The sequence below is a fragment of the Mycobacterium kyogaense genome (genome assembly GCF_036946525.1).
GTDB lineage: Bacteria > Actinomycetota > Actinomycetes > Mycobacteriales > Mycobacteriaceae > Mycobacterium > Mycobacterium kyogaense_A.
In genome coordinates, this window is sequence record NZ_JAQIIY010000003.1 from 44,327 (window position 1) to 70,843 (window position 26,517).

21 protein-coding genes are annotated in these 26,517 nt (G+C 69.4%); 13 read left to right on the plus strand and 8 right to left on the minus strand.

Translation table 11 applies throughout. The features are described from left to right. Nucleotides 1-45: 45 nt before the first annotated feature. Both PGN37_RS00450 and PGN37_RS00455 read left to right on the plus strand, forming a co-directional pair. Nucleotides 46-621 carry a DUF3558 domain-containing protein gene (locus PGN37_RS00450; protein WP_335329057.1) on the plus strand — a complete coding sequence of 192 codons (576 nt, stop codon included), beginning with the start codon at nucleotides 46-48 and terminating at the stop codon, nucleotides 619-621. Then, nucleotides 618-1,163 carry a DUF3558 domain-containing protein gene (locus PGN37_RS00455; RefSeq protein ID WP_335329058.1) on the plus strand — a complete coding sequence of 182 codons (546 nt, stop codon included), beginning with the start codon at nucleotides 618-620 and terminating at the stop codon, nucleotides 1,161-1,163. Before PGN37_RS00450 ends, PGN37_RS00455 begins: the two co-directional genes overlap by 4 nt. Here the strand turns inward: PGN37_RS00455 and PGN37_RS00460 are convergent. Beyond that, nucleotides 1,160-1,666, minus strand: coding sequence for a SixA phosphatase family protein (locus PGN37_RS00460; protein WP_335329059.1), 507 nt, complete (start codon nucleotides 1,664-1,666; stop codon nucleotides 1,160-1,162). The two genes, PGN37_RS00455 and PGN37_RS00460, sit on opposite strands and share 4 nt — an antisense overlap. Nucleotides 1,667-1,782: 116 nt before the next feature. Between PGN37_RS00460 and PGN37_RS00465 the strand changes: the two genes are divergently transcribed. Both PGN37_RS00465 and PGN37_RS00470 read left to right on the plus strand, forming a co-directional pair. Next, complete coding sequence (locus PGN37_RS00465) at nucleotides 1,783-2,931, plus strand: metallophosphoesterase family protein (RefSeq protein WP_335329060.1); 1,149 nt, start codon at nucleotides 1,783-1,785, stop codon at nucleotides 2,929-2,931. Beyond that, a complete protein-coding gene (locus PGN37_RS00470) occupies nucleotides 2,928-5,561 on the plus strand; it encodes an AAA family ATPase (protein WP_335329061.1) in 2,634 nt (877 codons plus the stop codon). Before PGN37_RS00465 ends, PGN37_RS00470 begins: the two co-directional genes overlap by 4 nt. A 10-nt stretch (nucleotides 5,562-5,571) precedes the next feature. Here the strand turns inward: PGN37_RS00470 and PGN37_RS00475 are convergent, their stop codons facing one another. Together PGN37_RS00475 and PGN37_RS00480 are read right to left on the minus strand one after the other, a co-directional pair. Then, complete coding sequence (locus PGN37_RS00475) at nucleotides 5,572-6,927, minus strand: LLM class flavin-dependent oxidoreductase (RefSeq protein WP_335329062.1); 1,356 nt, start codon at nucleotides 6,925-6,927, stop codon at nucleotides 5,572-5,574. 12 nt (nucleotides 6,928-6,939) lie between these two features. Next, a complete protein-coding gene (locus tag PGN37_RS00480) occupies nucleotides 6,940-8,166 on the minus strand; it encodes an acyl-CoA dehydrogenase family protein (protein ID WP_335329063.1) in 1,227 nt (408 codons plus the stop codon). Between the two features lie 121 nt (nucleotides 8,167-8,287). Here PGN37_RS00480 and PGN37_RS00485 point away from each other — a divergent pair, with 121 nt between their 5' ends. Beyond that, nucleotides 8,288-9,535, plus strand: coding sequence for an alpha/beta hydrolase (locus tag PGN37_RS00485; protein WP_335329064.1), 1,248 nt, complete (start codon nucleotides 8,288-8,290; stop codon nucleotides 9,533-9,535). Between the two features lie 37 nt (nucleotides 9,536-9,572). Here PGN37_RS00485 and PGN37_RS00490 read toward each other — a convergent pair whose 3' ends face one another. From PGN37_RS00490 to PGN37_RS00510, 5 genes are read right to left on the minus strand one after another with little or no spacing between them, the layout of a single operon-like run. Beyond that, nucleotides 9,573-11,246: an ABC transporter family substrate-binding protein gene (locus PGN37_RS00490; RefSeq protein ID WP_335329065.1), complete on the minus strand. Its 1,674-nt coding sequence runs from the start codon at nucleotides 11,244-11,246 to the stop codon at nucleotides 9,573-9,575. 11 nt (nucleotides 11,247-11,257) lie between these two features. Beyond that, entirely contained in the window at nucleotides 11,258-13,084 is a 1,827-nt protein-coding gene (locus PGN37_RS00495) for an ABC transporter ATP-binding protein (RefSeq protein WP_335329066.1), read from the minus strand. Then, nucleotides 13,081-13,977 (minus strand): ABC transporter permease, encoded by an 897-nt coding sequence (locus PGN37_RS00500; protein WP_335329067.1) that lies wholly within the window; start codon nucleotides 13,975-13,977, stop codon nucleotides 13,081-13,083. Before PGN37_RS00500 ends, PGN37_RS00495 begins: the two co-directional genes overlap by 4 nt. Then, the gene (locus tag PGN37_RS00505; protein WP_335329068.1) at nucleotides 13,974-14,951 is read right to left on the minus strand and encodes an ABC transporter permease; all 978 of its coding nucleotides are present in this window, start codon (nucleotides 14,949-14,951) and stop codon (nucleotides 13,974-13,976) included. Before PGN37_RS00505 ends, PGN37_RS00500 begins: the two co-directional genes overlap by 4 nt. 35 nt (nucleotides 14,952-14,986) lie before the next feature. Further along, nucleotides 14,987-15,244 carry a hypothetical protein gene (locus PGN37_RS00510; RefSeq protein ID WP_335329069.1) on the minus strand — a complete coding sequence of 86 codons (258 nt, stop codon included), beginning with the start codon at nucleotides 15,242-15,244 and terminating at the stop codon, nucleotides 14,987-14,989. 146 nt (nucleotides 15,245-15,390) lie between these two features. Between PGN37_RS00510 and PGN37_RS00515 the strand changes: the two genes are divergently transcribed. From PGN37_RS00515 to PGN37_RS00550, 8 genes are all read left to right on the plus strand, one after another. Beyond that, nucleotides 15,391-16,095 (plus strand): response regulator transcription factor, encoded by a 705-nt coding sequence (locus PGN37_RS00515; RefSeq protein WP_335329209.1) that lies wholly within the window; start codon nucleotides 15,391-15,393, stop codon nucleotides 16,093-16,095. Beyond that, nucleotides 16,073-17,665: a sensor histidine kinase gene (locus tag PGN37_RS00520; RefSeq protein WP_335329070.1), complete on the plus strand. Its 1,593-nt coding sequence runs from the start codon at nucleotides 16,073-16,075 to the stop codon at nucleotides 17,663-17,665. The genes PGN37_RS00515 and PGN37_RS00520 overlap by 23 nt, the downstream gene beginning before the upstream one ends. Nucleotides 17,666-17,687: 22 nt before the next feature. Then, complete coding sequence (locus PGN37_RS00525) at nucleotides 17,688-19,598, plus strand: glycosyltransferase family 39 protein (RefSeq protein WP_442932802.1); 1,911 nt, start codon at nucleotides 17,688-17,690, stop codon at nucleotides 19,596-19,598. Between the two features lie 29 nt (nucleotides 19,599-19,627). Continuing rightward, complete coding sequence (locus PGN37_RS00530) at nucleotides 19,628-20,905, plus strand: bifunctional glycosyltransferase family 2/GtrA family protein (protein WP_335329211.1); 1,278 nt, start codon at nucleotides 19,628-19,630, stop codon at nucleotides 20,903-20,905. Then, entirely contained in the window at nucleotides 20,902-22,821 is a 1,920-nt protein-coding gene (locus PGN37_RS00535) for a glycosyltransferase family 39 protein (protein WP_335329071.1), read from the plus strand. The genes PGN37_RS00530 and PGN37_RS00535 overlap by 4 nt, the downstream gene beginning before the upstream one ends. 167 nt (nucleotides 22,822-22,988) lie before the next feature. Further along, nucleotides 22,989-23,918: a sulfate adenylyltransferase subunit CysD gene (gene cysD / locus PGN37_RS00540; protein WP_335329072.1), complete on the plus strand. Its 930-nt coding sequence runs from the start codon at nucleotides 22,989-22,991 to the stop codon at nucleotides 23,916-23,918. 11 nt (nucleotides 23,919-23,929) lie between these two features. After that, complete coding sequence (cysC, locus tag PGN37_RS00545; RefSeq protein ID WP_335329073.1) at nucleotides 23,930-25,771, plus strand: adenylyl-sulfate kinase; 1,842 nt, start codon at nucleotides 23,930-23,932, stop codon at nucleotides 25,769-25,771. Continuing rightward, a complete protein-coding gene (locus PGN37_RS00550) occupies nucleotides 25,768-26,508 on the plus strand; it encodes a 3'(2'),5'-bisphosphate nucleotidase CysQ (RefSeq protein WP_335329074.1) in 741 nt (246 codons plus the stop codon). Before cysC ends, PGN37_RS00550 begins: the two co-directional genes overlap by 4 nt. The last annotated feature ends 9 nt before the right edge of the window (nucleotides 26,509-26,517 follow it).

A 26,517-nucleotide genomic window follows, 5' to 3' on the forward strand; every position in this document is an offset into this window, starting at 1 on the left:
GGTCAGTCGGCCTGTCGGTGGTTCACCCGAAGGGCTGCCGCTACAGTGCATGGCGTGACCCGCAGCCCCCGCAGAATTCGACGGCCCGCGAAAGCGCTCGCCGTTGCTGCCGCGGCCGTGCTTCCGGTGCTGGCCGGGTGTTCCGACGACCAGCCGACCTCGCCGACGGTGCCGTCGTCCGACGCGCCGGCCGCGGCCGCCAAACACGGCCCGTTCTTCCCGCAGTGCGCCGGCATCAGCGATCAGGAGATCGAGAAGCAGACGCAGGTCCCGGGCCTGGTCAACACCGCGACGAACTCTGCGGGGTGTCAGTGGCTGACGAACGGCAGCATCGTCGGACCGCACTTCTCGTTCACCTGGTTCCGGGGCAGCCCGATCGGCCGCGAGCGCAAGACCGAGGAGCTCTCGCGCACCAGCGTCGAGGACATCAACATCGAGGGCCACGACGGGTTCATCGCTTCCAACGAGGACCCGATCCTGGGAGTCAACCTGTGCGAGATCGGCATCGGCTTCGACGATGACTTCATCGAGTGGTCGATCAGCTACGCGGCCAAGCCGTTCCCGGACCCCTGCGATGTCGCCAAGGAACTCACCCGCCAATCGATTGTGAACTCCAAATGAGCGTGCGATCCAGAGCGGCGGCCGCAGCCGGCGTGACAGCGCTGATGCTGCTGACCGGATGCACCCAGACGGTCGAGGGCACCGCGGCCAAGTCGGGCTCTGGCGATGTGCCGCGCAACAACAATTCCGAGCGCCAGTACCCCAATCTGCTCAAAGAGTGTGACGTGCTGACGCAGGACATCCTGGCGCAGACGGTCGGGGCCGATCCGCTCGACATCCAGAGCACCTTCGTCGGCGCGGTGTGCCGCTGGCAGGCGGCCAATCCGGCAGGGCTGGTGGACATCACGCGGTTCTGGTACGAGCAGGGCGACCTGGAGAACGAGCGCAAGACCGCCCAGCAGCTGAACTATCAGATCGAGAACAGGTCGATCGCCGGCATCCAGTCCTTCGTGATGCGGCCCAACGACCCCAACGGTGCGTGCGGTGTGGCCAGCGATGCCGCCGGCGTTGTGGGCTGGTGGATCAATCCGCAGGCTCCGGGTATCGACGCGTGTGGCATGGCGATCAAGCTGATGGAGCTCACCCTCGCCACCCGCGCCTAGCGCGGGATGTGGAAGTCGACCAGCTCCGCGCCGCCCAACTCCAGTTGCGACCATGACCCGCCGACGCGCAGCACCGCGATCGCCGACGTCGGATACTTCGCCGAGATCTTCTGCGCGGCATCGCCGTTGGCAGTCGACTCGGTGGCCAAGCTGAGAGCCAGCGACGACATCACCGGCTCGTGTCCCACCACCAGCAGCGTCGCCACGTCATCAGTGATGCCGTTGACCTCCTCGATGACGATGCCCGGGCTGGCCTCGTAGAGCCGGTCGGCGAACGTTGCCGGCGCGGTGATGCCGGTGCGCTCCAGGGTCTGGCGGGTTCGCGTCGCCGACGAGCACAACACCGCGTCGACCGTTCCGACGTTGTCGCGGATCCACTCTCCTGCCAACACGGCCTCGCGCTCTCCGCGCGGCGCCAACGGTCGCCGGTGATCCGACACCCCGTCGGGATAGTCCGATTTGGCGTGCCGCATCAGCACCAGCGTGCGCGTTCCGTCGCTCATGGGAGATAACCGTAGGCCATGTCGGTGCGCATCCCCGGACTTGTCGGCGGCCCGCCCTAGACTTCCGATGCACTCGCCACGAGCCCGCCGAACACGAGGAAAGGACGGTCATCCGCATGCGATTCCTGCACACCGCCGACTGGCAGCTCGGCATGACCCGGCACTTCCTCAGCGGTGAGGCGCAGCCCCGCTATTCGGCGGCCCGCCGGGCGGCGGTCACCGCGCTGGGGCCCTTGGCGGCCGAGACCGACGCCGAGTTCGTCGTGGTCGCCGGCGACGTGTTCGAACACAACCAGTTGGCGCCGCGGGAGGTCAGCCAGTCGCTGGAAGCCATGCGGGGCATCGGCGTGCCGGTCTATCTGCTGCCCGGCAACCACGACCCACTCGATGCGGCGTCGGTCTACACCAGCGCGCTGTTCACCGCCGAGCGCCCCGACAACGTGATCGTGCTCGACCGCCCCGGCGTGCATCAGGTGCGGCCGGGTCTGGAGCTGGTCGCCGCGCCGTGGTCGTCGAAGTTCCCCACCACCGATCTCGTCGCCCAGGTGCTCGACGGGCTGCCCGCCGACGGGGTGACCCGCATCGTCGTCGGACACGGTGCGGTCGACATCCTGGTGCCGGACAAAGACCGGCCGTCGTTGATCGCGCTGGCCGCGCTGGAGGGTGCGATCGGACGCGGTGCGGTGCACTATGTGGCGTTGGGGGACAAGCACTCTGTGCTCGACGTCGGGTCGTCGGGTCGCATCTGGTACTCGGGATCCCCGGAGGTCACCAACTTCGACGACGTCGAACCGAAGCCCGGTCATGTGCTGGTCGTCGACGTCGACGAGGCGAGCGCGCACCGGCCGGTTCGGGTCGATCCGCGGCCGGTCGGTACGTGGCGCTTCCTGTCGCTGCGGCGCGGCGTCGACGACAGCCGCGACGTCGCCGATCTCGACATCAACCTCGATCTGATGATCGACAAGGAGCGCACGGTGATCCGGCATGGTCTGACCGGTTCGCTGACCGTCACCGACAAGGCGGCCCTCGATCTGTGCCTGGACCGCTACGCCCGCCTGTTCGCCGCGCTGATCCCGTGGGATCGCCACACCGACATCGCGGTGATGCCCGCCGACGGTGAGTTCGACGATCTGGGCATCGGCGGATTCGCCGCGTCCGCGGTGGCTGAACTGGTGTCCACGGCGCGCTCGTCCGGGGAGGACGCCGAGGACGCCCGTGCCGCACTCGCTCTACTGCTGCGCCTGACCGAGGGAGGGGTGGCGTGAAGCTGCACCGGCTGACGCTGACCAACTACCGGGGAATCACCCACCGCGACATCACGTTTCCCGACAGCGGCGTCATCGTGATCAGCGGCGCGAACGAGATCGGCAAGTCGTCGATGCTCGAGGCGCTCGACCTGCTGCTCGAGGCCAAGGACCGCTCCACGAAGAAGGACGTCAAGCAGGTCAAGCCCACCCACGCCGACGTCGGTGCTGAGGTCACGGCGGAAATGTCGACCGGCGCTTATCGATTCGTCTACCGCAAGCGCTTCCACAAGAAGCCGGAGACCGAGCTGACGATCCTCGCGCCGCGGCGTGAGCAACTCACCGGCGACGAGGCGCACGAGCGGGTGCGGGCGATTCTCGCCGAGACGGTCGACCTCGATCTCTGGCAGGCGCAGCGGGTGATCCAGGCGTCGTCCACGTCCGCCACCGAACTCTCGGGATGCGACGCGCTCTCGCGTGCCCTCGACGTCGTCGCCGGCGAAGTCGACGACACCGCCGTCGAAGCGGGCCCCGCCGATGCGCTGCTGGTCGATCGCATCGACGAGGAGTACCGCCGCTACTTCACCGCCACCGGCCGGCCGACCGGGGAGTGGCTGGCCGCCATCACGCGGCTCAAGGCTGCCGACGCGGAGGTGGCCCGTTGCGCGGCGGCGATCGCCGAAGTCGACGAGGCGGTCCGCCGGCACGCGACGCTCACCGCCGGCCTCGAGACGGCGACGCACCAAAAAGACGTCAGTGCACGAGAATTGGCCGCGGCGCAGCACGCCGCCGACGCGGTTGCGGTGCTGACAGCGCAGCTGGAGCAGGCACGGGCCCGCGCAGAGGCCGCGGCGTTGACCCACGCGGCGTCGCTCGCGACCCTGACCGAGCGGCGGCGCACCCGCGCCGAGGTCGACGACCGCATCGCCGCCGTGGCACGTCTGCGCGCCGACGCCGAGTCGGCCGCCGAGGACGCGGACACTGCGCGAGAGATGCGGGCGGCCGCTGACGTCACGGCTGTGACCGCGAAAAGCGATCTGCAGCAGTGCAAAGAGCGCGTCGACGCGGCTCATGCCGCGGTTGCACTGCTGCACGATCGGGAAGAAGCCGAGAAGCTCACCGCCCGGATCGCCACCTACGAAAGGCACCAGCTCGAAGCAGATGCCGTCCGCCGCGAGCTCGCGGCCATCAGCGTGACCGCGGAATCGATGGCGATCCTCGAGAAGGCCGCGGTCGCGGTCGAGCGGGCGGCTGCGGCGGTCGAGCAGACCTCGGCTCACATCGAGCTGGTCGCGGCGGCAGACGTCGACGTCGCGATCGACGGGACCTCGGTGCCGCTGACCGCGGGACAGACGTGGACGACGTCGGTATCGGGTGCAACGGGCATCGACCTGCCCGGGGTGCTCTCGGTTCGGGTGATCGCCGGCGCGACCGCAGCCGGCCATCGGGCCGCGCTCGACCGCGCGGAAGAGGCGCTGGCTGCGACCCTGCGTGAGGTGGGGGCGCCTGATCTCGAGACGGCACGGGCCCTCGGCACCCGCAGGCAGGAGCTCGTCGCAAGCAGTAAGCAGATCACGGCGGTGCTGGAGGCGCTCGCCGCCGACGACTCCGTCGAGATCCTGCGCTCCCGACTGGCCGCGGTTCAGGCGCGCGTGCCCGCAGAGCCGGTCGAGGTCCCACTCGACCCGAAGGCTCAGCGGCTGGAATTGGTCGAAGCGACGGCGGCACACCAGCAGGCGTTGCGCGACTGCGACACTCACGTCAAGGTCGCCGAGGCCGCCGCGACGCTGCTCACCGAGAGGGAGCTGCGCGCCGCCCGGCTGGCGGAGAAGCTCGCGGTCGTGGCCGAGGAGTTGGCCGCTGCCCAGCATCGTCTCGCCCAGGCGCGTGCCACCGTGACCGATGACGAACTGTCCCTCGCCGTGCAGTCGCATGCCGAGGCGGCGGCCACGGCACAGGCGGGAGTCGACCGCATCGGCCAGGAGCTGGCGGGCCAGCAGCCCGACGAGGTCAGCGTGCGCCTCAGCCAGGCGCGTAGCGCGGCCGACGGAGCGGTCGCGCGGTGCAGCGAGGTCGTCGAGGCGCTGCGCGACGTCGCCGCCCAGCTGTGGGTCTTCGGAACCGAAGGCCGCAAGGGCCGGCTCGACGCCGCCGAAACGGAGCGCGAACACGCGGCGGCCGACCACGCGCGGGTGCAGCGCCGGGCGCGTGCGGCGGAGCTGCTGCGCACCGTGATGGGCAGGCACCGCGCCGCGATGCGGTCGCGCTACGTCGATCCGTTCCGCGGCGAGGTGGAGCGGTTGGGCCGCATCGTCTTCGGCGACACCTTCGAAGTCGACGTGGACAGTGACCTGCGCATCGGGCACCGCACGCTGTCGGGGCGCACGGTGCCGTACGACTCGTTGTCCGGCGGTGCCAAGGAACAATTGGGCATCGTGGCCCGGCTTGCCGGTGCCGCCCTGGTTGCCCAGGACGACACCGTGCCGGTCGTGATCGACGACGCACTCGGCTTCACCGACCCCGACCGGCTGACCCGGATGGCCGAGGTGTTCGACGCCGTGGCCGGCGACGGACAGGTGATCATCCTGACGTGCAGCCCGCAGCGCTACGCCGGAGTCCAGACCGCGCGCCACATCGAACTGGCGTCCTGAGCGACGTAGGTCAGCTCGCAGACTGCAGCCGGTGCGGGGCGTCGAAGCTCGCCGGCCCCAGACCGAGATGATCCCGCAGCGTGGTGCCGGTGTATTCGGTGCGGAACAGACCGCGCCGCTGCAACTCCGGCACCACGGCGTCGACGAAATCGTTGAAGGTGCCCGGGGTCTGGGCCGCCGACACCATGAAGCCGTCGGCCTCGCCGGCCCGGAACGACTCCTCGATCTGATCGGCCACCTGCGCGGCGGTACCGACGAACTGTGGCAGCAAGACACCCTGGGCGTACCACTTGCCGATGTCGCGCAACGTCAGGTTGTCGCGGTCGGCCACCCGGCGAGCCGTGTCGAACAACCCCTGCGTGCCGGTGACGGCGATGTCCTCCACCGGGGCGTCGAGGTCGTAGCGCGAGAAGTCGTGATCGGTGTGCACCGACAACGTGATCAACCCCGATATGGGGTCGGCCAATTCGTTGTGGAAGGCCTGCTTCTCCCTGGCGATCGATTCGGTCTCCCCGATGAACGGCAGGAACGCGGGGAAGATCAGCACCTTGTCCGGGTCGCGGCCCAGGTCGGACGCCCGGGACTTGATGTCGTCGTAGTAGGCGCGCCGGCCCTCCGGAGTGGGATCGATCTCGAAGATCGCCTCCGCCCACCGGGCGGCGAAATCCCGACCCGTCGACGACGACCCCGCCTGGATCAGCACCGGCCGGCCCTGCGGTGAGTGCGGCACGTTGAGGGGTCCGCGGGTGCGGAAGTACTCGCCGACATGGTCGGTGCGGCGCACCCGGTCCGGGTCGGCGAACACCCCGGACTCCTTGTCGAGGACCAGCGCATCGGGATCCCAACTCGACCACAACTCCAACGCGGTGCGGACGAACTCGTCGGCCCGTAGGTAGCGGTCGTCGTGACCCAGATGGTTCTCGTGCCCGAAGTTCTGGGCCTCGCTCTGGGTGAGTGAGGTGACGATGTTCCACGCCACCCGGCCCGCCGTGATGTGGTCGAGGCTGGCGAAGATGCGCGCCAACTCGTAGGGGTGAAAATAGGTGGCGGACTTGGTGATCGCGATGCCCAGTTTGGAGGTGACGGCCCCGATGCTCGCCGCCACGATCGACGGGTCCAGCGTGGCGGTGGCCTGGGTGCCGCGGCGCAGCGGTTCGCTGATGTCGTCGCCGTAGCGCACCGGCGCGGCCAGCAGGTCGGCGAAGAACACGAAGTCGAACTTTCCGCGTTCCAGGATGCGTCCGATGCGGTGGTAGTAGTCCGGCGTGGTGAACCGGGTGTCGCTGGCCGGGTGACGCCATGCGGCGTGCGAATGGGTGACCTGGGACGCGATCTGGAATCCGCCCAGGTGAAGTTGACGAGTCATGAGTGCTCCCGATCAGAAGTAGGCGTTGGCCGGAAGTGCCGTGCCGTGCAACAGGTTCTGGCCGATCGCGCGTGCCTTCAGCCCGACCGGATTGTGCAGCGTGATCGTGCGGATGTTGCGCCAGTGTCGGTCGAGGTTGCGGCCGCGGCTCGCCGCGCTGGCCCCGCCGAGCTCGAGGAGGCGGGTGGCGGCGTCGGGGGCCACCGCGTCGAGGTGCACCTTGACCTTCGCGACCTTGAGCTGCGCCTCGGTCGCCAGCTCGGCGTCGGGCACGCGGTCGGAGCCGTAGGAGTCGGTGGCCGCGCCGATCGCGGCCGCCGCATCCAGCACGGCCGCCCGGGCGATCGCCGCAGTGCTGGCGATCTCGCCGAGCTGGCGCTGCAGCAGCGGGTCGTCGGTGGGCCGCTCGGTCACCGCGTGGCTGAAGCTGCGCTCGCGTGAGCGCAGCAGCGCGACGCCGTCGTCGACCACCGACTCCAGGATCCCGGCCACCACCGCGTGGATGAACAGCTGTAGCGAGGCGTACTGCACCGTCGGTTGCGGCTCGGCGTCATAGGGGGTGTCGCTGAGCACCTCGTCCTCGGACACCGCGACGCCGGTGAACACCGTCGTGCCGGTGCCGGTGCGGCGCTGCCCGAACCCGTCCCAGTCGTCGATGATCTGCACACCGGGCCTGTCGGCGGGCACCACCACGGTGGCCACCGAGTCGTGGTCGGTGGTGGCCGTGACGGTCAGGTAGTCGGAGAACAGCGTGCCGGTGCTGTAGAACTTCTCTCCGTCGAGCTGGTAGCCCTGGTCGGCGGGCAGCAGCCGGGTGTTGAACACGAGGCTGCCGACCGCGTGGGCACCCTTCTCGCTGAATGCGTTGCCGAAGGTCTTCCCCTGGGCCACCTTCGAGAGCCACCCCGCCGAGAGCGCATCTGCGGCGCCGTCATGGAAGGTGCGCAGTCTCTCCTCCACGAACCAGAAGTGCGTCCGGAAGATGTGCGCGACGATCGGGTCGGCGCGCGCGACGTCGATGATGGTCGAGAACAGTTGCGGGACAGTCAGTCCGGGGCCCCCGAACGACGCAGGTAACCGCAGCGTGCCGAAGCCGGCCCGCTTGAGAGCGGCCACCTGCTCGACGGGATTCTCGTCGTTGCGATCGCGGTCGGCGGCCCCGGCGGCGATGTCTCGCAGAAGCGCCGCGAAGTCGTCGGAGCCGGGCAGCAGGGCGGTGAGATGGTCCACAGAGGTCATGACGGTGATGTCTACCGGCCGGCGACACGGGCGCCACTGCTTTGGATCAGCTCGAACCGAACCTCGGACCGATGCCAGCCCGCGTGGCCCACCCGCTGCCCCGGGGGCAGAATGGATCGCGATGACGATGAACGCCAAGCGTCGGAGTGCGCACGCCAAGCTGGCCGCGCTTCCTGGCGTGCGGCCGGTGCGACGGCCTCTCGGCACGGGCGAGTTCGACGTCTACTACGTGCGCAGCGGGCGCAAATCGGCACATCCTCTGCTGATCATCCCGGGTGGTCCGGGGGCCGCGTCGGTCGCCCTGTACCGGGCGTTTCGCCGGCGGGCCGCGCTCGCCGGACTGGACGTGATCATGGTCGAGCATCGCGGTGTCGGGCTCTCCCGGCACGACGACGCGGGCCACGATCTACCTGCCGAGGCGATGACGGTCCGCGCCGTCGTCGACGATCTCGCGGCGGTCCTCGACGACGCCCACGTCGACAAGGCGATCGTCTACGGCGCCTCCTACGGCACCTACCTGGCCGCCGGCCTCGGCGTGTCACATCCCGAGCGCGTGCACTCCATGGTGCTCGACTCGCCGCTGCTGTCAGCCGACGACATCGCCGAGGTGCGCGCCCAGACCCGCCGCGTGCTGTGGGACGGCACCCTGCCGGGGACGGCTGAGTTGGCGGCCAAGGTCCGCGGGCTGGTGCAGGCCGGGGTGGTGACGAGCAAGGATGTACAGCTGATCGGCGACATGTACGGCGTGGCCGGCCCAGAGGTGCTCTGCCGGCAGCTCGATTTGCTGCTCGCCGGACACGACTGGCTGTGGGCGGCCGTCGGTTTCGGCGCCCGCAACCTCTTGGAACGCAAGACGCCCTATCAGCACGAGCCCGACCTCGTCGAGCGCATCGCCTACCGCGAGTTGAACTACGGCGCTGAGCCCGACGGCCTGCCGCTCGATCCGGCCGTCGCACTCCGTGAGATGGCGCTCGGGGACGTCGAATTCGAGGCAGAGCCCTACGATCTCGTCTCCGCCATGCCGGGATTCCACTGGCCCACCGCGGTGCTGTCCGGCGGCCGAGACCTCACCACGCCGCCCGGGATCGCGCAGCGGGTCGCCGACCTCGTTCCCGGTGCCGTGCTGGTCGACCTGCCCACCGCCGGTCACAGCATGCTCGACACCCGCGAGCACGCCGCTCTGCAGGTGTGCCGGGCGGCTGCCAAGGGTCAGATCGCCGAGCTGGGCGCGCGCGGAACAGAATTGGACAAGCTTCCGGCGAACCTCACGGTGCGGCTGATGGTCGCCGCGATCCGCGTGGCGGCCCGGGCCGAGAGCACGGTGCCCGACGTGGTGCCGCGGGCGGTCCGGCAGGTCACCGCTTCGTGAAGATCACCGCTTCGTGAAGATCACCGCTTCGTGAAGATCACCGCTTCATGAAGCCGATCGCGGTGTAGTTCAGGTCGCCGATGCCTGCGGGGCCGTAGTTGGCCAGCGTGGCGCGGACGGCGACGTTGCCGGGAGCCTGGAACAGCGGCAGGCTGTGCACCTCCTGCCAGATCATCTTGTCCAGTTCGTTGGCCTGGGTGCGGGCCTTGGCCGGGTCCAGTTCGGAGAGCGTCTGCTCGATCTTGGCGTCGATCTCGGGGCTGCCGATCTTGCCGTAATTGCTCTCACCCGCCGACGCGTACGCCTGGGTGAGGCTTGACAGCGCGAAAGCATCACCGGCCCAGGCGAAATTGACGATATCGAAGTTGCCGGGGACGACGAAGTCGGTGAACAGTTTGCCGCCGGCGGCCGGCACCAGTTGGAGGTCCACGCCGATCTGGGCGAGGTTGTTCTGCGCGATCTGCCCGATCTGGCCGGTACTGCGGGCGTCGTAGAACACGTCGCGGATCGTCAGCCGTCGGCCGTCCTTCTCCCGGAACTGGCCGTTCTGCCGCCAGCCCAACGCGTCGAGTTCCCGCTTGGCGGCTTCGGGATCGAAGGGAATGCTGTTGTCTTGGTAGCCCTCCTGGCCCGCCAGGTAGATGTGGTTGTTCAGCGGCACCGGTTTGTCGACGAGGCCGTTCTGGGCGACGGTGGCGATCGCCTGCCGGTCGATGCCCTTGGCGACGGCCATGCGCAGCGCCGGATCGGCGAGGATCGAGCCGGGCGCCCCGTTGAACGTCATGTGATACCACTGCGCCGACGGGGCGCGACGCATCGCGATGCCCGGCGCGGAGCGGGCAGTCTTGAGCTCGTCTTGCGTGGCGACACCGCTGGCGTCGATCGAGTTGTTCAGCAGTGCCGGGATGCGGGCCGCGTCGTCGAGCACGGTGTAGCTGATCGAATCCAGCAGCGGGGGAGTACCCCACCATTTCGGGTTGCGTCCCAACGTGATCCGCTGGGCACCCCGGTCGATGTTGGTGATGATGAACGGGCCCGCGGTGGGCGGCGGCCCGTCCCGGAAGCCCGTGTTGAACGCCTCCGGCGTGCCCGTCATCTCCTTCGGGAACAGCATGCCGTTACCGGCGAACAGGCCCTTCCAGTCGGCGTAGTGCTTGGCGAACGTGATCACGGCCTGCCGGTCGTCGACGCCTTTGGTGACCGAGCCGACGCGCTCGGCGCCGTTGGGTGAAGCGAACAGGTAGCGCTTGTCCTTGCCGCTGGTCGCATTCACCTCGGCGGCGATGTCCTCCCACGTGATCGGCCGGCCGTTGCTCCACATTGCCTTCGGGTTGATCGTGTAGGTGACCACCTGCGGGTCGGTGCTCGTCAGCTCGACGTTGGTGAAGTAGTCGCTGTTGACTGTCATCTCACCGTTGGGCTTGATGAAGAACGCGCGCGGCAGCATCGTCTTGTACATCGCGCCGATCTCGCCGAGATTGCCGTCGATGTGCAGGTTGTTGAAGGTGGCCGGGAAGCCGGTCAGTGCCAGCCGCAGGTTGCCGCCCTGCTGCAACGTGGTGGGGTCCTGCGGGTTGATGTCGGCGGTGCCGCCCAGCTCGGCGCTGCCGCCGGCCGGCGGGGCCGGCTCCTGGGAACTCGAGCATCCGGTGAGCACCAGGATGCCGACGAATCCGAGGCAGAGCAGACGCAGCAGGACGCGGGAGGTCATGCGGACAAACTCTATCCGGGCGGCCGCGGAACCGCGGCCAGCAACCGCCGCGTGTACTCGTCGCGGGGGTTCCCGAACACGTCGTCGCTGGTGCCCTGTTCGACGATCCGGCCCCGGTGCATCACCGCGACGTCGTGGGCGAGGTGTTTGACCACCGACAGATCGTGGGAGACGAACAGGTAGGCCAAGCCGAAGCGGTCCTGCAGGTCGAGCAGCAGGTTGATGATGCCGGCCTGGATCGACACGTCCAGGGCTGAGACGGGTTCGTCGAGCGCCAGGATCTTCGGCTGCAGCGCCAGCGCCCGGGCGATACCGATGCGCTGCTTCTGTCCGCCGGAGAACTCGGCCGGGTAGCGGGCGGCGTCCTCGCGCCGCAACCCGACCAGCGCCAGCAACTCGGCGACCCGCTGTGCGATCACGTTCTTGTCAGTGCCGTTGGCCTGCAACGGTTCTGCGAGTACGTCGGACACCGGCAGCCGCGGATCCAGGGAGGCGACCGGATCCTGGAACACCACCTGCAGGTCGCCCCGCAACGCGCGCCGCGCTCGGCGGTTCAGCGCGGCGACGTCGGCGCCGAGCACCTCGATGCTGCCCTGCTGCGGCGCGGTCAGTCCCAGTACCTGATGCAGGGTGGTCGATTTGCCAGAGCCGGACTCGCCGACGATGCCCAGCGTGCGGCCCTGCCGCACCGTCAGGTCGACACCGTCGACGGCGCGGACCTCGCCGACCCGGCGCCGCAGCACCACACCCTTGGTCAGCGGGAACGTCTTCACCAGGTCACGCACCGACACGACCACGGGCGTGTCGGCGTCGCCGGCGGACCGCGGCGGTTCCGTGCTGACGCCGTAGATGTCGGCCGCGCTGCGCCCCGCGACCTCGTCGTGGCGGATGCACGCGACCTGATGGTCGGGTCCGACCGCGGTCAGTTCCGGCTCGGCCTCGCTGCACTGGTCGACAGCCAGCGGGCAGCGCGGTGTGAACGGGCATCCGGCGGGCAGCGCCGACAGCGACGGGGGAGCGCCGGGGATCGGCACCAGCCGCGCGCCCTGCGGCGCGTCCAGCCGTGGTACGGACCCCAGAAGTCCTGCGGTGTAGGGCATCCGGCGACGGGTGTACAGGTCGGCGACCGGCGCGGTCTCGACGGCGCGGCCGGCGTACATGACCAATGCGCGGTCGGCGAACTCGGCGACGACCCCGAGGTCGTGGGTGATGATCAGCACGCCTGCGCCGGTGACGTCGCGTGCGGTGCGCAGCACGTCGAGGATCTGCGCCTGGACGGTCACGTCGAGCGCGGTCGTCGGCTCGTCGCAGATGAGGAGGTCGGGGTCGTTGGCGATCGCGATGGCGATCACCACGCGCTGACGTTCCCCGCCCGAGAGTTCGTGGGGGAACGCCGCCGCGCGCCGGGCGGGTTGGGCGATGCCGACCAGTTCGAGGAGTTCGACGGCGCGGGCGCGGGCGGCCTGGCGGGAGACACCGCGGCGATGTATGCGGATCGCCTCGGCGATCTGGTCGCCGACGGTGTAGACCGGGGTCAGCGACGACATCGGGTCTTGGAAAACGGTGCCGATCTTCGCGCCGCGCACGCGCGACATCTCGGCATCGGATTCGGTGAGCAACTCGGTGCCGTGCAGCCGCACCGAGCCCGACACCTCGGCGTACTCGGGCAGCAGGCCGACCGCGGCCATTGCGCCGGCCGACTTGCCCGCCCCCGACTCGCCCACCAGCGCGACGACCTCACCGGAGGCGACGTCGTAGTCCAGCCCGCGGACCGCGGCCACCCGTTCGGTGTCGGTGGGGAACGTGACGGTCAGGCCGCGCACCTGCAGCAGGGTCATCGGCGCGCCCTCGAACGGGCCGGGCGCACCCCGGGATCCAAAGCGTCGCGCAACCCGTCGCCGATGAGGTTGGCGCACAACACGATCGTCACCAACACGCCGGCGGGGAACAGGAACACCCACGGGAACGTCGTCACCGAGCCGGTGCCTGCGGCGATCAGCGTACCCAGCGACACGTCGGGGGGCTGCACGCCGAAACCGAGGAAGCTCAAGCCGGTCTCGGCGAGGATCGCGACGCCGACGTTCAGGGTGGTGTCGATGATGAGGATCGACGCCACATTGGGCACGATGTGGCGGGCGATGATCCGGGTGTTGCTGACCCCCATATAGCGTGCGGCAGCGACGAATTCGCGATCGCGAAGGCTCATCGTCAGGCCGCGCACCATGCGGGAGCTGATCATCCAGCTGAACGCGGCGAGCAGCACGATGAGCCACACCACGGTGCCGGCGCCCCTGGTGCTGGGCGTGATGATCGCGATCAGGATGAAGCCCGGCACCACGAGTAGCAGGTCGACGAACCACATCAGTGCGGTGTCGCGCCAGCCGCCGAAGTACCCGGCGACCGCACCGACCGTGGCGGCCACGAGCGTGGAGATCACGGCCACGCAGACACCGATCACCATCGATTTCTGCATACCGCGCAGTGTCTGGGCCAGCAGGTCCTGACCGAGCGCGTTGGTCCCGAACCAGTGCTGAGGCGACGGCGGCTGCTGCAGCGCGTAGTAGTCCAGGTCTGTGTACGAATACGGCAGCAGCGGCGGCAGCGCCCAGCAGCTCACGAACAGCAGCACCAACACGACGACCGACACCATCGCAGGCCGGTTGCGGCGGAACCGGCGCCACACCAGCGCTCGGCGCGACACGAAATCCTGGCTCGAATCCTGAACGGTCACGAGGCACGCACCCGCGGGTCGAGGGCGGCGTAGAGGACGTCGGACAGCAACCCGCCCAGCAGGATCGTCGTACCGGAGAACACCGTGAACGCGACCACGATGTTGGTGTCCTGGGCGGCGATGCCCTGCACGAACCACTCGCCCATGCCGTGCCAGCCGAAGATCTTCTCGACGAACACCGCGCCGGTCACCAGACCGCTGATGCCATAGGCGAACAGCGTCGCCATCGGGATCAGCGCGGTGCGCAAGCCGTGCCGGAACAACGCCTGGCGCCGCGTCAACCCCTTGGCCCGGGCGGTGCGGATGAAGTCCTGGCCGAGCACGTCGAGCATCGCATTGCGTTGGTAGCGGCTGAAACCGGCGATCGAGCCCAGCGCCAGCGTCGCGGTCGGCAACACGAGGTGCTGCAGCCGGTCCACGAACTGGTTCCAGCCACCGCCGACCGCATCGGTCGACGTCTCCCCGGTGTACTCGAACAATTGCACCCCGAGCACCGAATTGACCTTCAGCGCCGCCAGGATCAGCAGGTTGGCGATCACGAACGTGGGCGCGCTGATGATCAGCAGGGACACCACGGTGATCACGCGGTCGGACAGCCGGTACTGCCGGACCGCGCCCCAGGCGCCCACTACGACGCCGATGATCGTGCCGAGCACCGAACCGATGACGACCAGCCGCAGGCTCACCCCGACGCGACGCCACAGCTCGTCGGTCACCGGTTGGCCCGTCACCGTCGTACCGAAGTCGCCGCGGACCGCTCCGGACACCCAGTGCGCGTATCGAAGGGGGATCGGTCGATCGAGGCCCAGCTCGGCAGCCTTGGCGTCGATGACCGCCTGCGGAGGGCGCGGACTGCGCTCGAGCAAGCTGTCCAGCGGATGGAACGTCAGGGAGGTCAGCGTGAACGCGAGGAACGAGGCCAGGGCCAGCAGTACCAGGTAGTTGAGCAGCCGCCGCGCCAGGAAGCGGGTCATCCGGCGGGACCGCCTCGGCACTGCATGCGCACAGGTTATGAGATCGCGGGTCCTCCCACGTGGCGGCCCTCCGGCGCGGCGTCACGCGACATGTCGCTCATGAACGGGCCGAAGTGAGGCGCGTTACCCCGGGCGGCGTGAATCGCCGCACCGCCCAACCCGCCGATCACGACCGCGATGGCCACCGCGGCCGCGATGTGGCGGGCTCCCCAGCGGCGTCGCTCCGGCGGGTGCTGGGTCCAGACCCCGTCATCGAAGGCGGCCTTCTCGACATCTGCCGCAGAGTCAGTCATGACCCCAGGATGACCCGCGCACATGTGCGCCCGCTGTGCACGTGCTTCACAGCGGGCGCATAGCTTCGGCACAGCCGGGGCCCACGACCGGCGCCCATAATGGTCCGGTGAGCGTTCCCAGCGATACCGACGCCGCGCGGGTGGTGATGCGCCGCGCCGACGGCAGCCCCGTGCACGTGCTCGTCGTCGACGACGAGCCGGTGCTGGCTGAGCTGGTGTCGATGGCGCTGCGCTACGAAGGGTGGGAGATCTCGACCGCCGGCGACGGCGCCACCGCGATCGCGACGGCGCGCGACAACCCGCCCGACGTGGTCGTGCTCGACGTCATGCTGCCCGACATGAGTGGTCTGGACGTTCTGCACCGCCTGCGCGAGCAGATCCCCGGGCTGCCGCTGCTGCTGCTCACCGCCAAGGACTCGGTGGAGGACCGCATCGCCGGGCTGACAGCCGGTGGCGACGACTACGTCACCAAACCGTTCAGCATCGAAGAGGTCGTGCTGCGGTTGCGTGCCCTGTTGCGCCGCACCGGGGTGAGCACGGAGGCCGCCGGCGCGACGATCGTGGTCGGGGACCTGGTGCTCGACGAGGACAGCCATGAGGTCACCCGCGCCGGAGAACCGATCACGCTGACCGCGACCGAATTCGAGCTGCTGCGGTTCATGATGCGCAACGCCAAGCGCGTGCTCAGCAAGGCGCAGATCCTCGACCGGGTGTGGAGTTACGACTTCGGCGGGCGGTCGAACATCGTCGAGCTGTACGTCTCCTATCTGCGCAAGAAGATCGACAGTGGCCGCGAGCCGATGATCCACACGCTCCGCGGCGCCGGGTATGTCCTCAAGCCCGCGCGCTGACGGGGAGGCCGCCACGCGGGGCCGTGTCCTCGCACCCCGGACCTGGTCGCTGCGCGTTCGGCTGATCGTCACCCAGATGGTGCTGCTGGCCGTCGTCATCGCCGGCATCGGCGTCGCCACCGAGTTCGCGCTGCAGCGCTTCCTGTCCCATCAGCTCGACGAGCAACTCGTCGAGGCCGGTCGGCGGTCGGCGGCCATCTTCGACCTGCCGCCGCCGGTCTTCGCGCCGGGCACCCCCGGCTGGGAGGACCGCAGACGGTTCGACCCCGAGGTCGGGCCCGGCCCGGGATTCCTGAACGCGCCCGGCCAGGCCACCCGCACCGTCGGCGCCGTGGTCACGCCCGGGCGGGGCACCGATGCCGGGGTGATCACCGCCGACGGCGGACGCGCGACGATCAGCGAGGCCGCTACCGACCAGCTGGCGGCGGTGCCACCCGACCGCGTGCCGAGGACGATCACTCTGGACGGGCTGGGCCGCTACCGCGTGATCGGGCTGCACGACCGCCGCGGCGGGAATCAGACCATCGTCACCGGGCTGCCGTTGTCGGTCGTCGATGACACGCTGCTGTGGGTGCTCGGCATGTTCTGCGTGGCCGCTGTGCTCGCGCTGATAGCCGCGGCTTTCGTGGGCATCGCGATCGTCCGGCGGCAACTGGCGCCGCTGTCACGGGTGGCGTCGGCGGCCCGCGAGGTGGCCGATCTCGAGCTCGATCGCGGCGAGGTGAACCTGCCGACGCCGATCGTGTCGGTCGATCCGGCCGCCGCGCACACCGAAGTCGGCCGGCTCGGGTCGGCATTGAACCGGATGCTCGACCGCATCGCGGGAGCGTTGTCGGCGCGGCACGACAGCGAGACCCGCATCCGCCAGTTCGTCGCCGACGCGAGCCACGAACTGCGCACGCCGCTCGCCGCGATCCGCGGGTATACCGAGCTCGCGCAGCGTCGGCACGCCGAACTGCCCGATGACGTCGCGCACGCGATGAACCGGGTGGAGTCCGAGACCGAACGCATGACGCGGTTGGTGGAGGACATGCTGCTGCTGGCCCGGCTCGACGCGGGCCGCCCGCTGGAGCGCGAACCCGTCGACCTGACCCGGCTGGTCGTCGACGCGGTCAGTGACGCGCACGTCGCCGGGCCCGACCACGAGTGGGAGCTCGACCTGCCCGACGAACCAGTCGCGGTGGCGGGCGATGAGGCGCGACTGCACCAGGTGCTGGCCAATTTGCTGGCCAACGCGCGCATCCACACGCCGCCCGGCACCACGGTGACGACGTCACTGGCGTCGGCCGGTGCTGACCCCGGGGAAACTGTGGTGCTCACCGTCGTCGACGACGGTCCCGGCATCCCGGCGTCGCTGCAGCCAGAGGTGTTCGAACGCTTCGCGCGCGGTGATTCGTCGCGGTCGCGCCGCGGGGGCAGCACCGGTCTCGGACTTGCGATCGTGGCCGCCGTGGTGCGGGCCCACGACGGGACCATCGTGGTGCGCAGCGCACCCGGGCGGACCGAGTTCGTGGTCACGCTTCCTGTGAATTCACAGTCAACGCACAGCGGAGGCCAATCGGGCGCCTAGCGGGGCCGCCGATGATCGAACGGTGACCGTGCTGACGTCGGGGCCCGAGGCTGCGCCCAACCCGGGCGAGCAGACGCGAACTGGGCCTTTTCGCGGCGTGTTCGTGCGACTTCGCGTCTGCTCGCCGGGGCTGGCGGTGCTCCTTCTCAGCACAGCGGTGCTGTATCTGTGGAACCTCGGCGCCTCGGGGTGGGCCAACTCGTTCTACGCCGCCGCGGTCCAGGCCGGCTCCAGCGACGCGACCGCGATGCTGTTCGGGTCGAGTGACGCCGCGAACGCGATCACCGTCGACAAGACACCCGCCGCGCTGTGGATCATGGACCTCTCGGCCCGGATCTTCGGGTTCTCGTCGTGGAGCATGCTCGTGCCCCAGGCGCTCATGGGGGTGGCCGCCGTCGGCGTGCTCTACGCATCGGTGCGCCGCGCCGCCGGCCCGGGTGCCGCGCTGCTTGCCGGCTGGATTCTCGCGTTGACGCCGGTGGCCGCGCTGATGTTCCGGTTCAACAACCCGGACGCGCTGCTGGTGCTGATGCTGGTGCTGGCCGCCTACTGCACGCAGCGGGCCTGCGAGAGGGACGCCAGCCGATGGTGGTTGGTCGCGGCGGGCGCGGCTGTGGGATTCGGGTTCCTCGCCAAGATGCTGCAGGCGCTGCTGGTGCTGCCTGCGTTCGCCGCGGCCTATCTGATGGCCGGGCCGTCGACCCTGCGGCGACGGGCACTCGACCTCGGGACCGCCGCCGGCGCCGTCGTGGTGTCGGCGGGCTGGTACATCGCGCTGGCCGAACTATGGCCCGCCGATGCGCGGCCCTACATCGGCGGCTCGCAGCACAACAGCATCCTCGAATTGATGCTGGGCTACAACGGTTTCGGACGGCTCACCGGCGACGAGCCCGGCGGCCTGGGCAACCTCAACCACGATGTCGGCTGGGGTCGGCTGTTGGGCTACTCGATGGGCGCCGACATCGGCTGGCTCCTGCCCGCCGCACTCGTCTGCACCGTCGCCGGGTTGGTGCTGACCCGCCGCGCGCCACGCACCGATGCGACTCGGGCCGCGCTGGTGATGTGGGGCGGTTGGCTCGCCGTCACCGCGGTCGTGTTCAGCTACATGAACGGCATCGTGCATCCGTACTACACCGTCGCGCTGGCCCCTGCGATCGCCGCCGTCATCGGTGTCGGCGCAACCCTGCTGTGGCGGCACCGTCGCGATCCGCGGGCGGCCAGCGCAATGGCCGCCACCACGGTGGTGACCGTTGCACTGGCTGCGCAGCTGCTGTCGCGCTCGGCGGAGTGGTTGCCGTGGCTGCGGATCGCGATCGTGGTCGGGGGCGTGGGCGCCGCGGCGCTGATCCTGTTCTGCTGGCGGCTGGGTCCCCGCCTCAGCCGTGCGGTCGCGGCGGTCGCCGTGGTGTGCTGCCTGGCCGCGCCTGCCGCCTACACGCTGGTGACCGCGGCGACGCCACACTCCGGCGCCATCCCGTCGGTCGGTCCGGCGCGCTCGGGCGGCTTCCCCGGGGGTTTCCCAGGTTTCCCCGGTGGCGGCCTGCTGAGTTCACCGACGCCGCGCCCTGATCTCACCCGGCTGCTCGCCGCCGATGCCGACCACTTCACGTGGGCCGCAGCAGTTGTCGGCTCCAACAATGCCGCGGGCTACCAGCTCGCGATCGGCGCTCCGGTGATGGCGATCGGCGGGTTCAACGGCACCGACCCGTCGCCGACGCTGGCGCAGTTCGTCGACGACGTCGAGAACGGGCGCATCCACTACTTCGTCTCAGGCCGGATGATGACGATGGGCCGCGCCCCCGCCAGCGGATCGAATGAATCGGTGGCGATCCGCGACTGGGTGGGCGCGAACTTCGTCGCGCAGACCGTCGACGGCACCGTCATCTACGACCTGACCGAGTCACAGCCGGCACATAGCTCCGGCCCACGATGAGCACACATAGACCGCAGAACATGGACTCCATGACACACACCGACATCGTGTCCGAGACACGTTGTTTCCCACTCCCCGTCGAACGTCGGCCCCATGCCGCGCGCACGGCGCGCGTCAGCGGGGCGCCGGTCCTCGACGTCGTCGTACCCGTCTACAACGAGCAGTCGGTCCTGGCCGAATCGGTGTACCGGCTGCATCGCTACCTGCTCGAGGCGGTGCCATTCAGGGCGCGCATCACCATCGCCGACAACGCCAGCACCGACGACACGCCACAGATCGCTGCGCGGCTGGCCGCCGAACTGGACGAAGTCCGCGTGGTGCGTCTCGAGGAGAAGGGGCGGGGACGGGCGCTTCATCACGTGTGGTCGACGTCCGATGCGGCGGTGCTCGTGTACACCGACGTCGACCTGTCGACCGACCTGGCTGCGCTCGGCCCCCTGGTGGCGCCGCTGATCTCGGGCCACTCGGACCTCGCGATCGGCACCCGGCTGGCGCGTGGCGCGCGCGTGACCCGCGGCCCGAAGCGGGAGATCATCTCGCGCTGCTACAACTTCATCCTCAAGTCGACGCTCTCGGCCGGATTCTCCGACGCCCAGTGCGGGTTCAAGGCGATCCGTGCCGACGTCGCGGCGCAACTGCTGCCCTACGTCGAGGACACCGGCTGGTTCTTCGACACCGAGCTGCTGGTCCTTGCCGAACGCAGCGGACTGCGCATCCACGAGGTGCCGGTCGACTGGGTCGACGATCCCGACAGCCGCGTCGACATCGTCGCCACGGCGGCGGCCGATCTGCGGGGCATCGGCCGGCTGCTGCGCGGCTTCGCCAGCGGCGCGATTCCCGTCAACGTGATTGCTGCGCAACTGAGTTCGGCCCGAGAGGCGGAACCGCGGTCGCTGCTGCGGCAGGTCGTGCGATTCGGCACGATCGGGGTCGCATCGACACTGGCCTACATCGCGCTGTTCGTCCTGCTTCAGGGCGAGGTCGGTGCGCAGCTGGCCAACCTGATCGCGCTGCTGCTCACCGCGATCGGCAATACCGCGGCCAACCGACGGTTCACCTTCGGGGTGCGCGGTCAGTCGCGGCTGGCCCAGCATCACGTCGAGGGCCTCATCGTGTTCGGCATCGCGCTGGGCATCACCAGCGGATCGCTGAGCCTCCTGCACGTCACCTCCGCCGCACCGCATCGGCTGGTCGAGCTCGCCGTGCTGATCGCGGCCAACCTGCTCGCCACCGTGGTCCGCTTCGTCCTGCTGCGCGGCTGGGTGTTCCATCCGCGCCGCACCGCCACCGAAGGAACCGTTCGATGACGCTCACCGCCGACACCTCAGTCGACACCACGGCCGTGCCGCCGCGCGACCCCGCGCAGCGCTGGCCCCGATTCGCGCTCGCCGCCCTCCTCGCCGCCACCGCGGTGCTCTACCTCTGGGGCCTGGGTTCTGCGGGCTGGGCCAACGATTTCTACGCCGCCGCCGCACAGGCCGGCACCCAGAGCTGGAAGGCATGGCTGTTCGCCTCGCTGGATTCGGGCAACGCGATCACCGTCGACAAGCCGCCCGTCTCCATCTGGTTCATGGCCCTGTCCGGCAGGTTGTTCGGCTTCAGCCCGTTCACGATGCTGCTGCCGCAGGCGCTGATGGGCGTCGCATCGGTGGGCGTGCTCTACGCCGCGGTGCGCCGGGTCAGCGGCCCGGGCGCCGGTCTGATCGCCGGTGCCGCACTGGCGGTCATGCCGGTGGCGGCGTCGATGTTCCGCTACAACAATCCCGACGCGCTGCTGGTGTTGCTGCTCGTCATCGCGGGCTACCTGATGGTGCGAGCCATCGAGACCGGTCGGACGCGCTGGGTCGTGGGCACCGGCGTGGTGCTGGGCGTGGCGTTCCTGACCAAGATGCTGCAGGCGTTCCTCGTGGTGCCCGGTCTGGCGCTCGCATTCCTGGTCGCTGCACCGATCGCGTTCTGGCCGCGGGTCCGCGCGTTGGTCGCCGGTGGGGTCGCGATGGTCGCGACGGCCGGCCCGTTCCTGGCGCTGGTGGACCTGTGGCCCGCCGATTCCCGGCCCTACATCGGCGGGTCGACCGACAACTCTCTACTGCAGCTTGCGCTGGGCTACAACGGTATTCAGCGCATCGCCGGTCGGGGAGAAGGTCCCGGCGGGGGTCACGGACCCGGCGGCGGCATGGGCGACTTTGGCGGGGAGGCGCATGTCTTCTTCGGTGGTAGCCCCGGAATCGGGCGGATGTTCGGCCCGTCGTTCGGCGCCGAGGTGTCCTGGCTGCTGCCTGCGGCGCTGATCGGCCTGGTGGCGCTGCTGTGGTTCAGCCGGCGTACCCCGCGGACGTCGCCGCTGCGGGCCAGCCTGCTGCTGTGGGGCGGCTGGATGCTGGTGACGGCCGCCGTGTTCAGCTTCATGGACGGCACCATTCACCCGTATTACACGCTGGCGTTGGCGCCCGCGGTCGCCGCACTGGTGGGCATCTGCACGGTCGAACTGTGGCGTGACCGGCAGTCCTGGGTGGCGCGGGCAGTTCTGGCGGTGATGTCGGCCGGCACCGGAGTGTGGGCGTTCGTGCTGCTCGGCCGTGCGCACGGGTGGCAGCCGTGGCTGCGCTGGGTGGTGCTGATCGGGCTGCTCGTGGTGGCCGCGCTGCTGGTGGCGGGCGTGCAGCGGTGGGGTCGGTTCGCCGCGGCGGTGGCCGGTGCCGCGCTGATCCTCGGTGCCGCCGCACCTGCGGCCTACGCGATCGAGACGGCGGCCCATCCGGCCAGCGGCCCGGGCGCGATGGCAGGCCCGGCAGCGGCGCACGCAGGGTTCGGCGGCCCGGGCGGGTTCGGTGGGCCGGGTGGGCCAGGTGGGCCCGGTGGGCCTGGTGGACCTGGCGGGCCCGAGCGCGCATCGGACAACACCGCGCTGCAGAACTTGGTCAAGGCCACCGACAATCGTTGGGCCGCGGCCACTGTCGGTTCCATGACGGCGGGCAGCCTGGAGCTCAGCACCGGCACTTCGGTGATGGCGATCGGCGGGTTCATGGGTAGCGATCCGTCGCCCACGCTGGCGCAGTTCCAGCAGTACGTCGACGACGGCCAGGTCCGCTACTTCATCGCCGGCGGTCACCGCGGCCCCGGGCGCGACAGCGGTACCGCGGCGGAGATCACCGCATGGGTGACGAAGAACTTCACCCCGCAGGACGTGGGCGGCACGATGGTCTACGACCTGGCGCGCTGACCTCGACGCTCGACTGTGGGCCTTGTGCACGCGTATCGGCTGTTTCGCGTGCACAAGGCCCACAGTCGTGTGCCCGGAACCCGCCGTTGACAGCTTCTCGCCCGACGATTAGATTGCCCGATGATGATCGTAATTCCGGTCAAATCTACCAACTTTCCAGGGAAGCCATGACGACGATCGAAGACACCGCGGTCAACGCGGGGCGCTACGAGCTGAGCCACCTGCGTGCGCTGGAGGCCGAAGCCATCCACATCATCAGGGAGGTGGCCGCCGAATTCGAGCGGCCCGTGCTGCTGTTCTCCGGTGGCAAGGACTCGATCGTGATGCTGCACCTGGCGCTCAAGGCGTTCGCGCCCGGGCGGTTGCCGTTCCCGGTGATGCACGTCGACACCGGCCACAACTTCGACGAGGTGCTGCAGGCGCGCGACGAGTTGGTGGCCCAGTCGGGCGTGCGACTGGTGGTGGCCAAGGTGCAGGACGACATCGACGCCGGCCGCGTGGTCGAGACGATCCCGTCCCGCAATCCGATGCAGACGTTCACGCTGCTGCGGGCCATCCGGGAGAACAAGTTCGACGCGGCGTTCGGTGGTGCGCGCCGCGACGAGGAGAAGGCGCGCGCCAAGGAGCGGGTGTTCAGCTTCCGCGACGAGTTCGGCCAGTGGGACCCGAAGAACCAGCGGCCCGAGCTGTGGAACCTCTACAACGGCCGGCATCGCAAGGGTGAGCACATCCGCGCGTTCCCGCTGTCGAACTGGACCGAATTCGACATCTGGTCCTACATCGGCGCTGAGAAGATCGCGCTGCCGGCGATCTACTACGCCCATGAGCGCAAGGTCTTCGAGCGTGACGGCATGCTGCTCGCGGTGCACAAGTTCATGCAGCCGCGTAAAGACGAGCAGGTGATCGACAAGACGGTCCGGTTCCGCACCGTCGGCGACGTCACCTGCACCGGGTGCGTGGAGTCCACAGCCGCAACGGTTTCCGAGGTGATCGCCGAGACCGCGATCTCACGGCTCACCGAGCGGGGCGCCACCCGCGCCGACGACCGCATCTCGGAGGCGGGGATGGAAGATCGCAAGCGCGAGGGGTATTTCTGATGGGTTCTTCGATGACGCTCCTGCGTATCGCGACCGCGGGTTCGGTCGACGACGGGAAGTCCACCCTGATCGGCCGGTTGCTCTACGACAGCAAGGCTGTGATGGAGGACCAGCTCGCCGCGGTCGAGCGCACCTCCAAGGAGCGCGGCAACGACTACACGGATCTGGCTCTGGTGACCGACGGCCTGCGCGCCGAGCGTGAGCAGGGCATCACGATCGACGTGGCGTACCGCTACTTCGCCACGGCCAAGCGGAAATTCATCATCGCCGACACCCCGGGCCACATCCAGTACACCCGCAACATGGTCACCGGTGTGTCGACCGCGCAGCTGGCGATCGTCCTGGTCGACGCCCGCCACGGCCTGCTCGAGCAGTCGCGCCGCCACGCGTTCCTGGCCTCACTGCTCGGCATCCGGCACATCGTGCTGGCGGTCAACAAGATGGACCTGGTCGGCTGGAGTCAGGAACGATTCGACGAGATCCGCGACGAATTCTACGAATTCGCCGCGCGCCTCGACGTCCAGGACGTGACGACGATCCCGCTGTCGGCGCTCAACGGCGACAACGTCGTGACCAAGTCCGATGTCACGCCCTGGTACGACGGGCCCTCGCTGCTGAGTCATCTCGAGGACGTCTACATCGCCGGTGACCGCAACCTGGTCGACGTCCGGTTCCCCGTGCAGTACGTCATCCGGCCCCAGACCCATGAGCATGCCGATCACCGCAGCTATGCGGGCACGGTCGCCAGCGGTGTCATGCGTCCGGGTGACGAGGTCGTCGTGTTGCCGACCGGCAAGAGCTCTCGCATCACCGCGATCGAGGGTCCGGGCGGCCCTGTGCAGGAAGCGTTCCCGCCGATGGCGGTGTCGGTCAGCCTGGCCGATGACATCGACATCAGCCGCGGTGACCTGATCGCCCGGCCCAACAACCAGCCGCGCGTCACCCAGGAGTTCGACGCCACGGTGTGTTGGATGGCCGACGAGGTGTCGCTGGAGCCGGGTCGCGACTACCTGGTCAAGCACACGACGCGCACCACGCGTGTGCGGGTGACGGCGCTGGACTACCGGCTCGACGTCAACACGCTGCACCGCGACAAGACGGCGACCGCGCTCAAACTCAACGAACTGGGCCGGGTGTCGTTGCGCAGCCAGGTGCCGCTGCTGCTCGACGAGTACAGCCGCAACGCCGCGACGGGCTCGTTCATCCTGATCGATCCGAACACCAACGGCACGGTCGCGGCGGGCATGATCCTGCCGTACGTGACGGCGCGGACATCGAGCCCCAATACGGTGCGGCACCAGTCGCTGTGCACGTCCGAGGACCGGCTGTCCAAGGGACGCACGGTGTGGTTCACCGGCCTGTCGGGTTCGGGCAAGTCCTCGGTGGCCATGCTGGTGGAGCAGAAGTTGCTCGAAAAGGGCGTGCCCGCTTATGTTCTCGACGGGGACAACCTGCGGCACGGGCTCAACGCCGATCTCGGCTTCTCGATGGACGACCGCGCGGAGAACCAGCGTCGGCTCGCCCACATCGCGGCGATCCTCGCCGACTCCGGCCAGGTGGTGCTCGTGCCTGCGATCAGTCCGCTCGAAGAGCACCGCGCACTGGCCCGGCAGGTGACCACCGCGGCCGGTCTGGACTTCTTCGAGGTGTTCATGGACACCCCGATCGAGGACTGCGAGCGCCGCGATCCGAAGGGCCTGTACGCCAAGGCCCGTGCCGGTGAGATCACCCACTTCACCGGAATCGACAGTCCCTACCAGCGACCGAAGGATCCCGACTTGCAGCTGACACCGCACGAACCCCTCGACGCACTGGCCGACCGGGTGATCGAGCTGCTGGAGAGCAAGCCATGACCGAATCCGATCACGAGGTCGCCGCTCGACTGGCCACCGAAGCGGGTGCGCTGCTCCTCGATGTGCGCGCCGAGTTCGCCGAAGCCGAGCCCGCGGAGCGGAAAGCCGCGGGGGACAAGCGTTCCCACGATTTCCTGATGGAAGCGCTGGCCTCGGTACGCCCCGATGACGCGGTGCTCTCCGAGGAGGGCATCGACGATCCGGTTCGGCTCACGGCCGAGCGGGTGTGGATCGTCGATCCCCTCGACGGCACGCGCGAGTTCTCCGAGGCGGGGCGATCCGACTGGGCGGTGCACGTCGCGCTCTGGCAGGCAGGTGAACTCATCGCCGGAGCCGTCGCGCTGCCCGCGCAGGGCGTCACACTGGCCACACCCACGGTGCCGGCGCCACCGGCCCAGCCGGGGGCGCCGAGGATCGTGGTGTCCCGCACCCGGCCTCCGGCGATCGCGCTGGAGGTCAAGGACGCACTGCAGGGGACGCTCGTCGAAATGGGTTCGGCCGGAGCGAAAGTCGCGTCGGTGGTCCAGGGCATCTCTGACGTGTACGTGCACGCCGGCGGGCAGTACGAATGGGATTCGGCGGCGCCGGTCGCGGTGGCCCGTGCGGCGGGGTTGCACACCTCCCGTATCGACGGCTCACCGCTGATCTACAACCAGCGGGATTCCAAGTTGCCCGACCTCATCGTGTGCCGGCCCGAGCTGGCCGACGCAGTGCTGGCCGTCACGGCTCGGGGGTAGGCTGCGGAC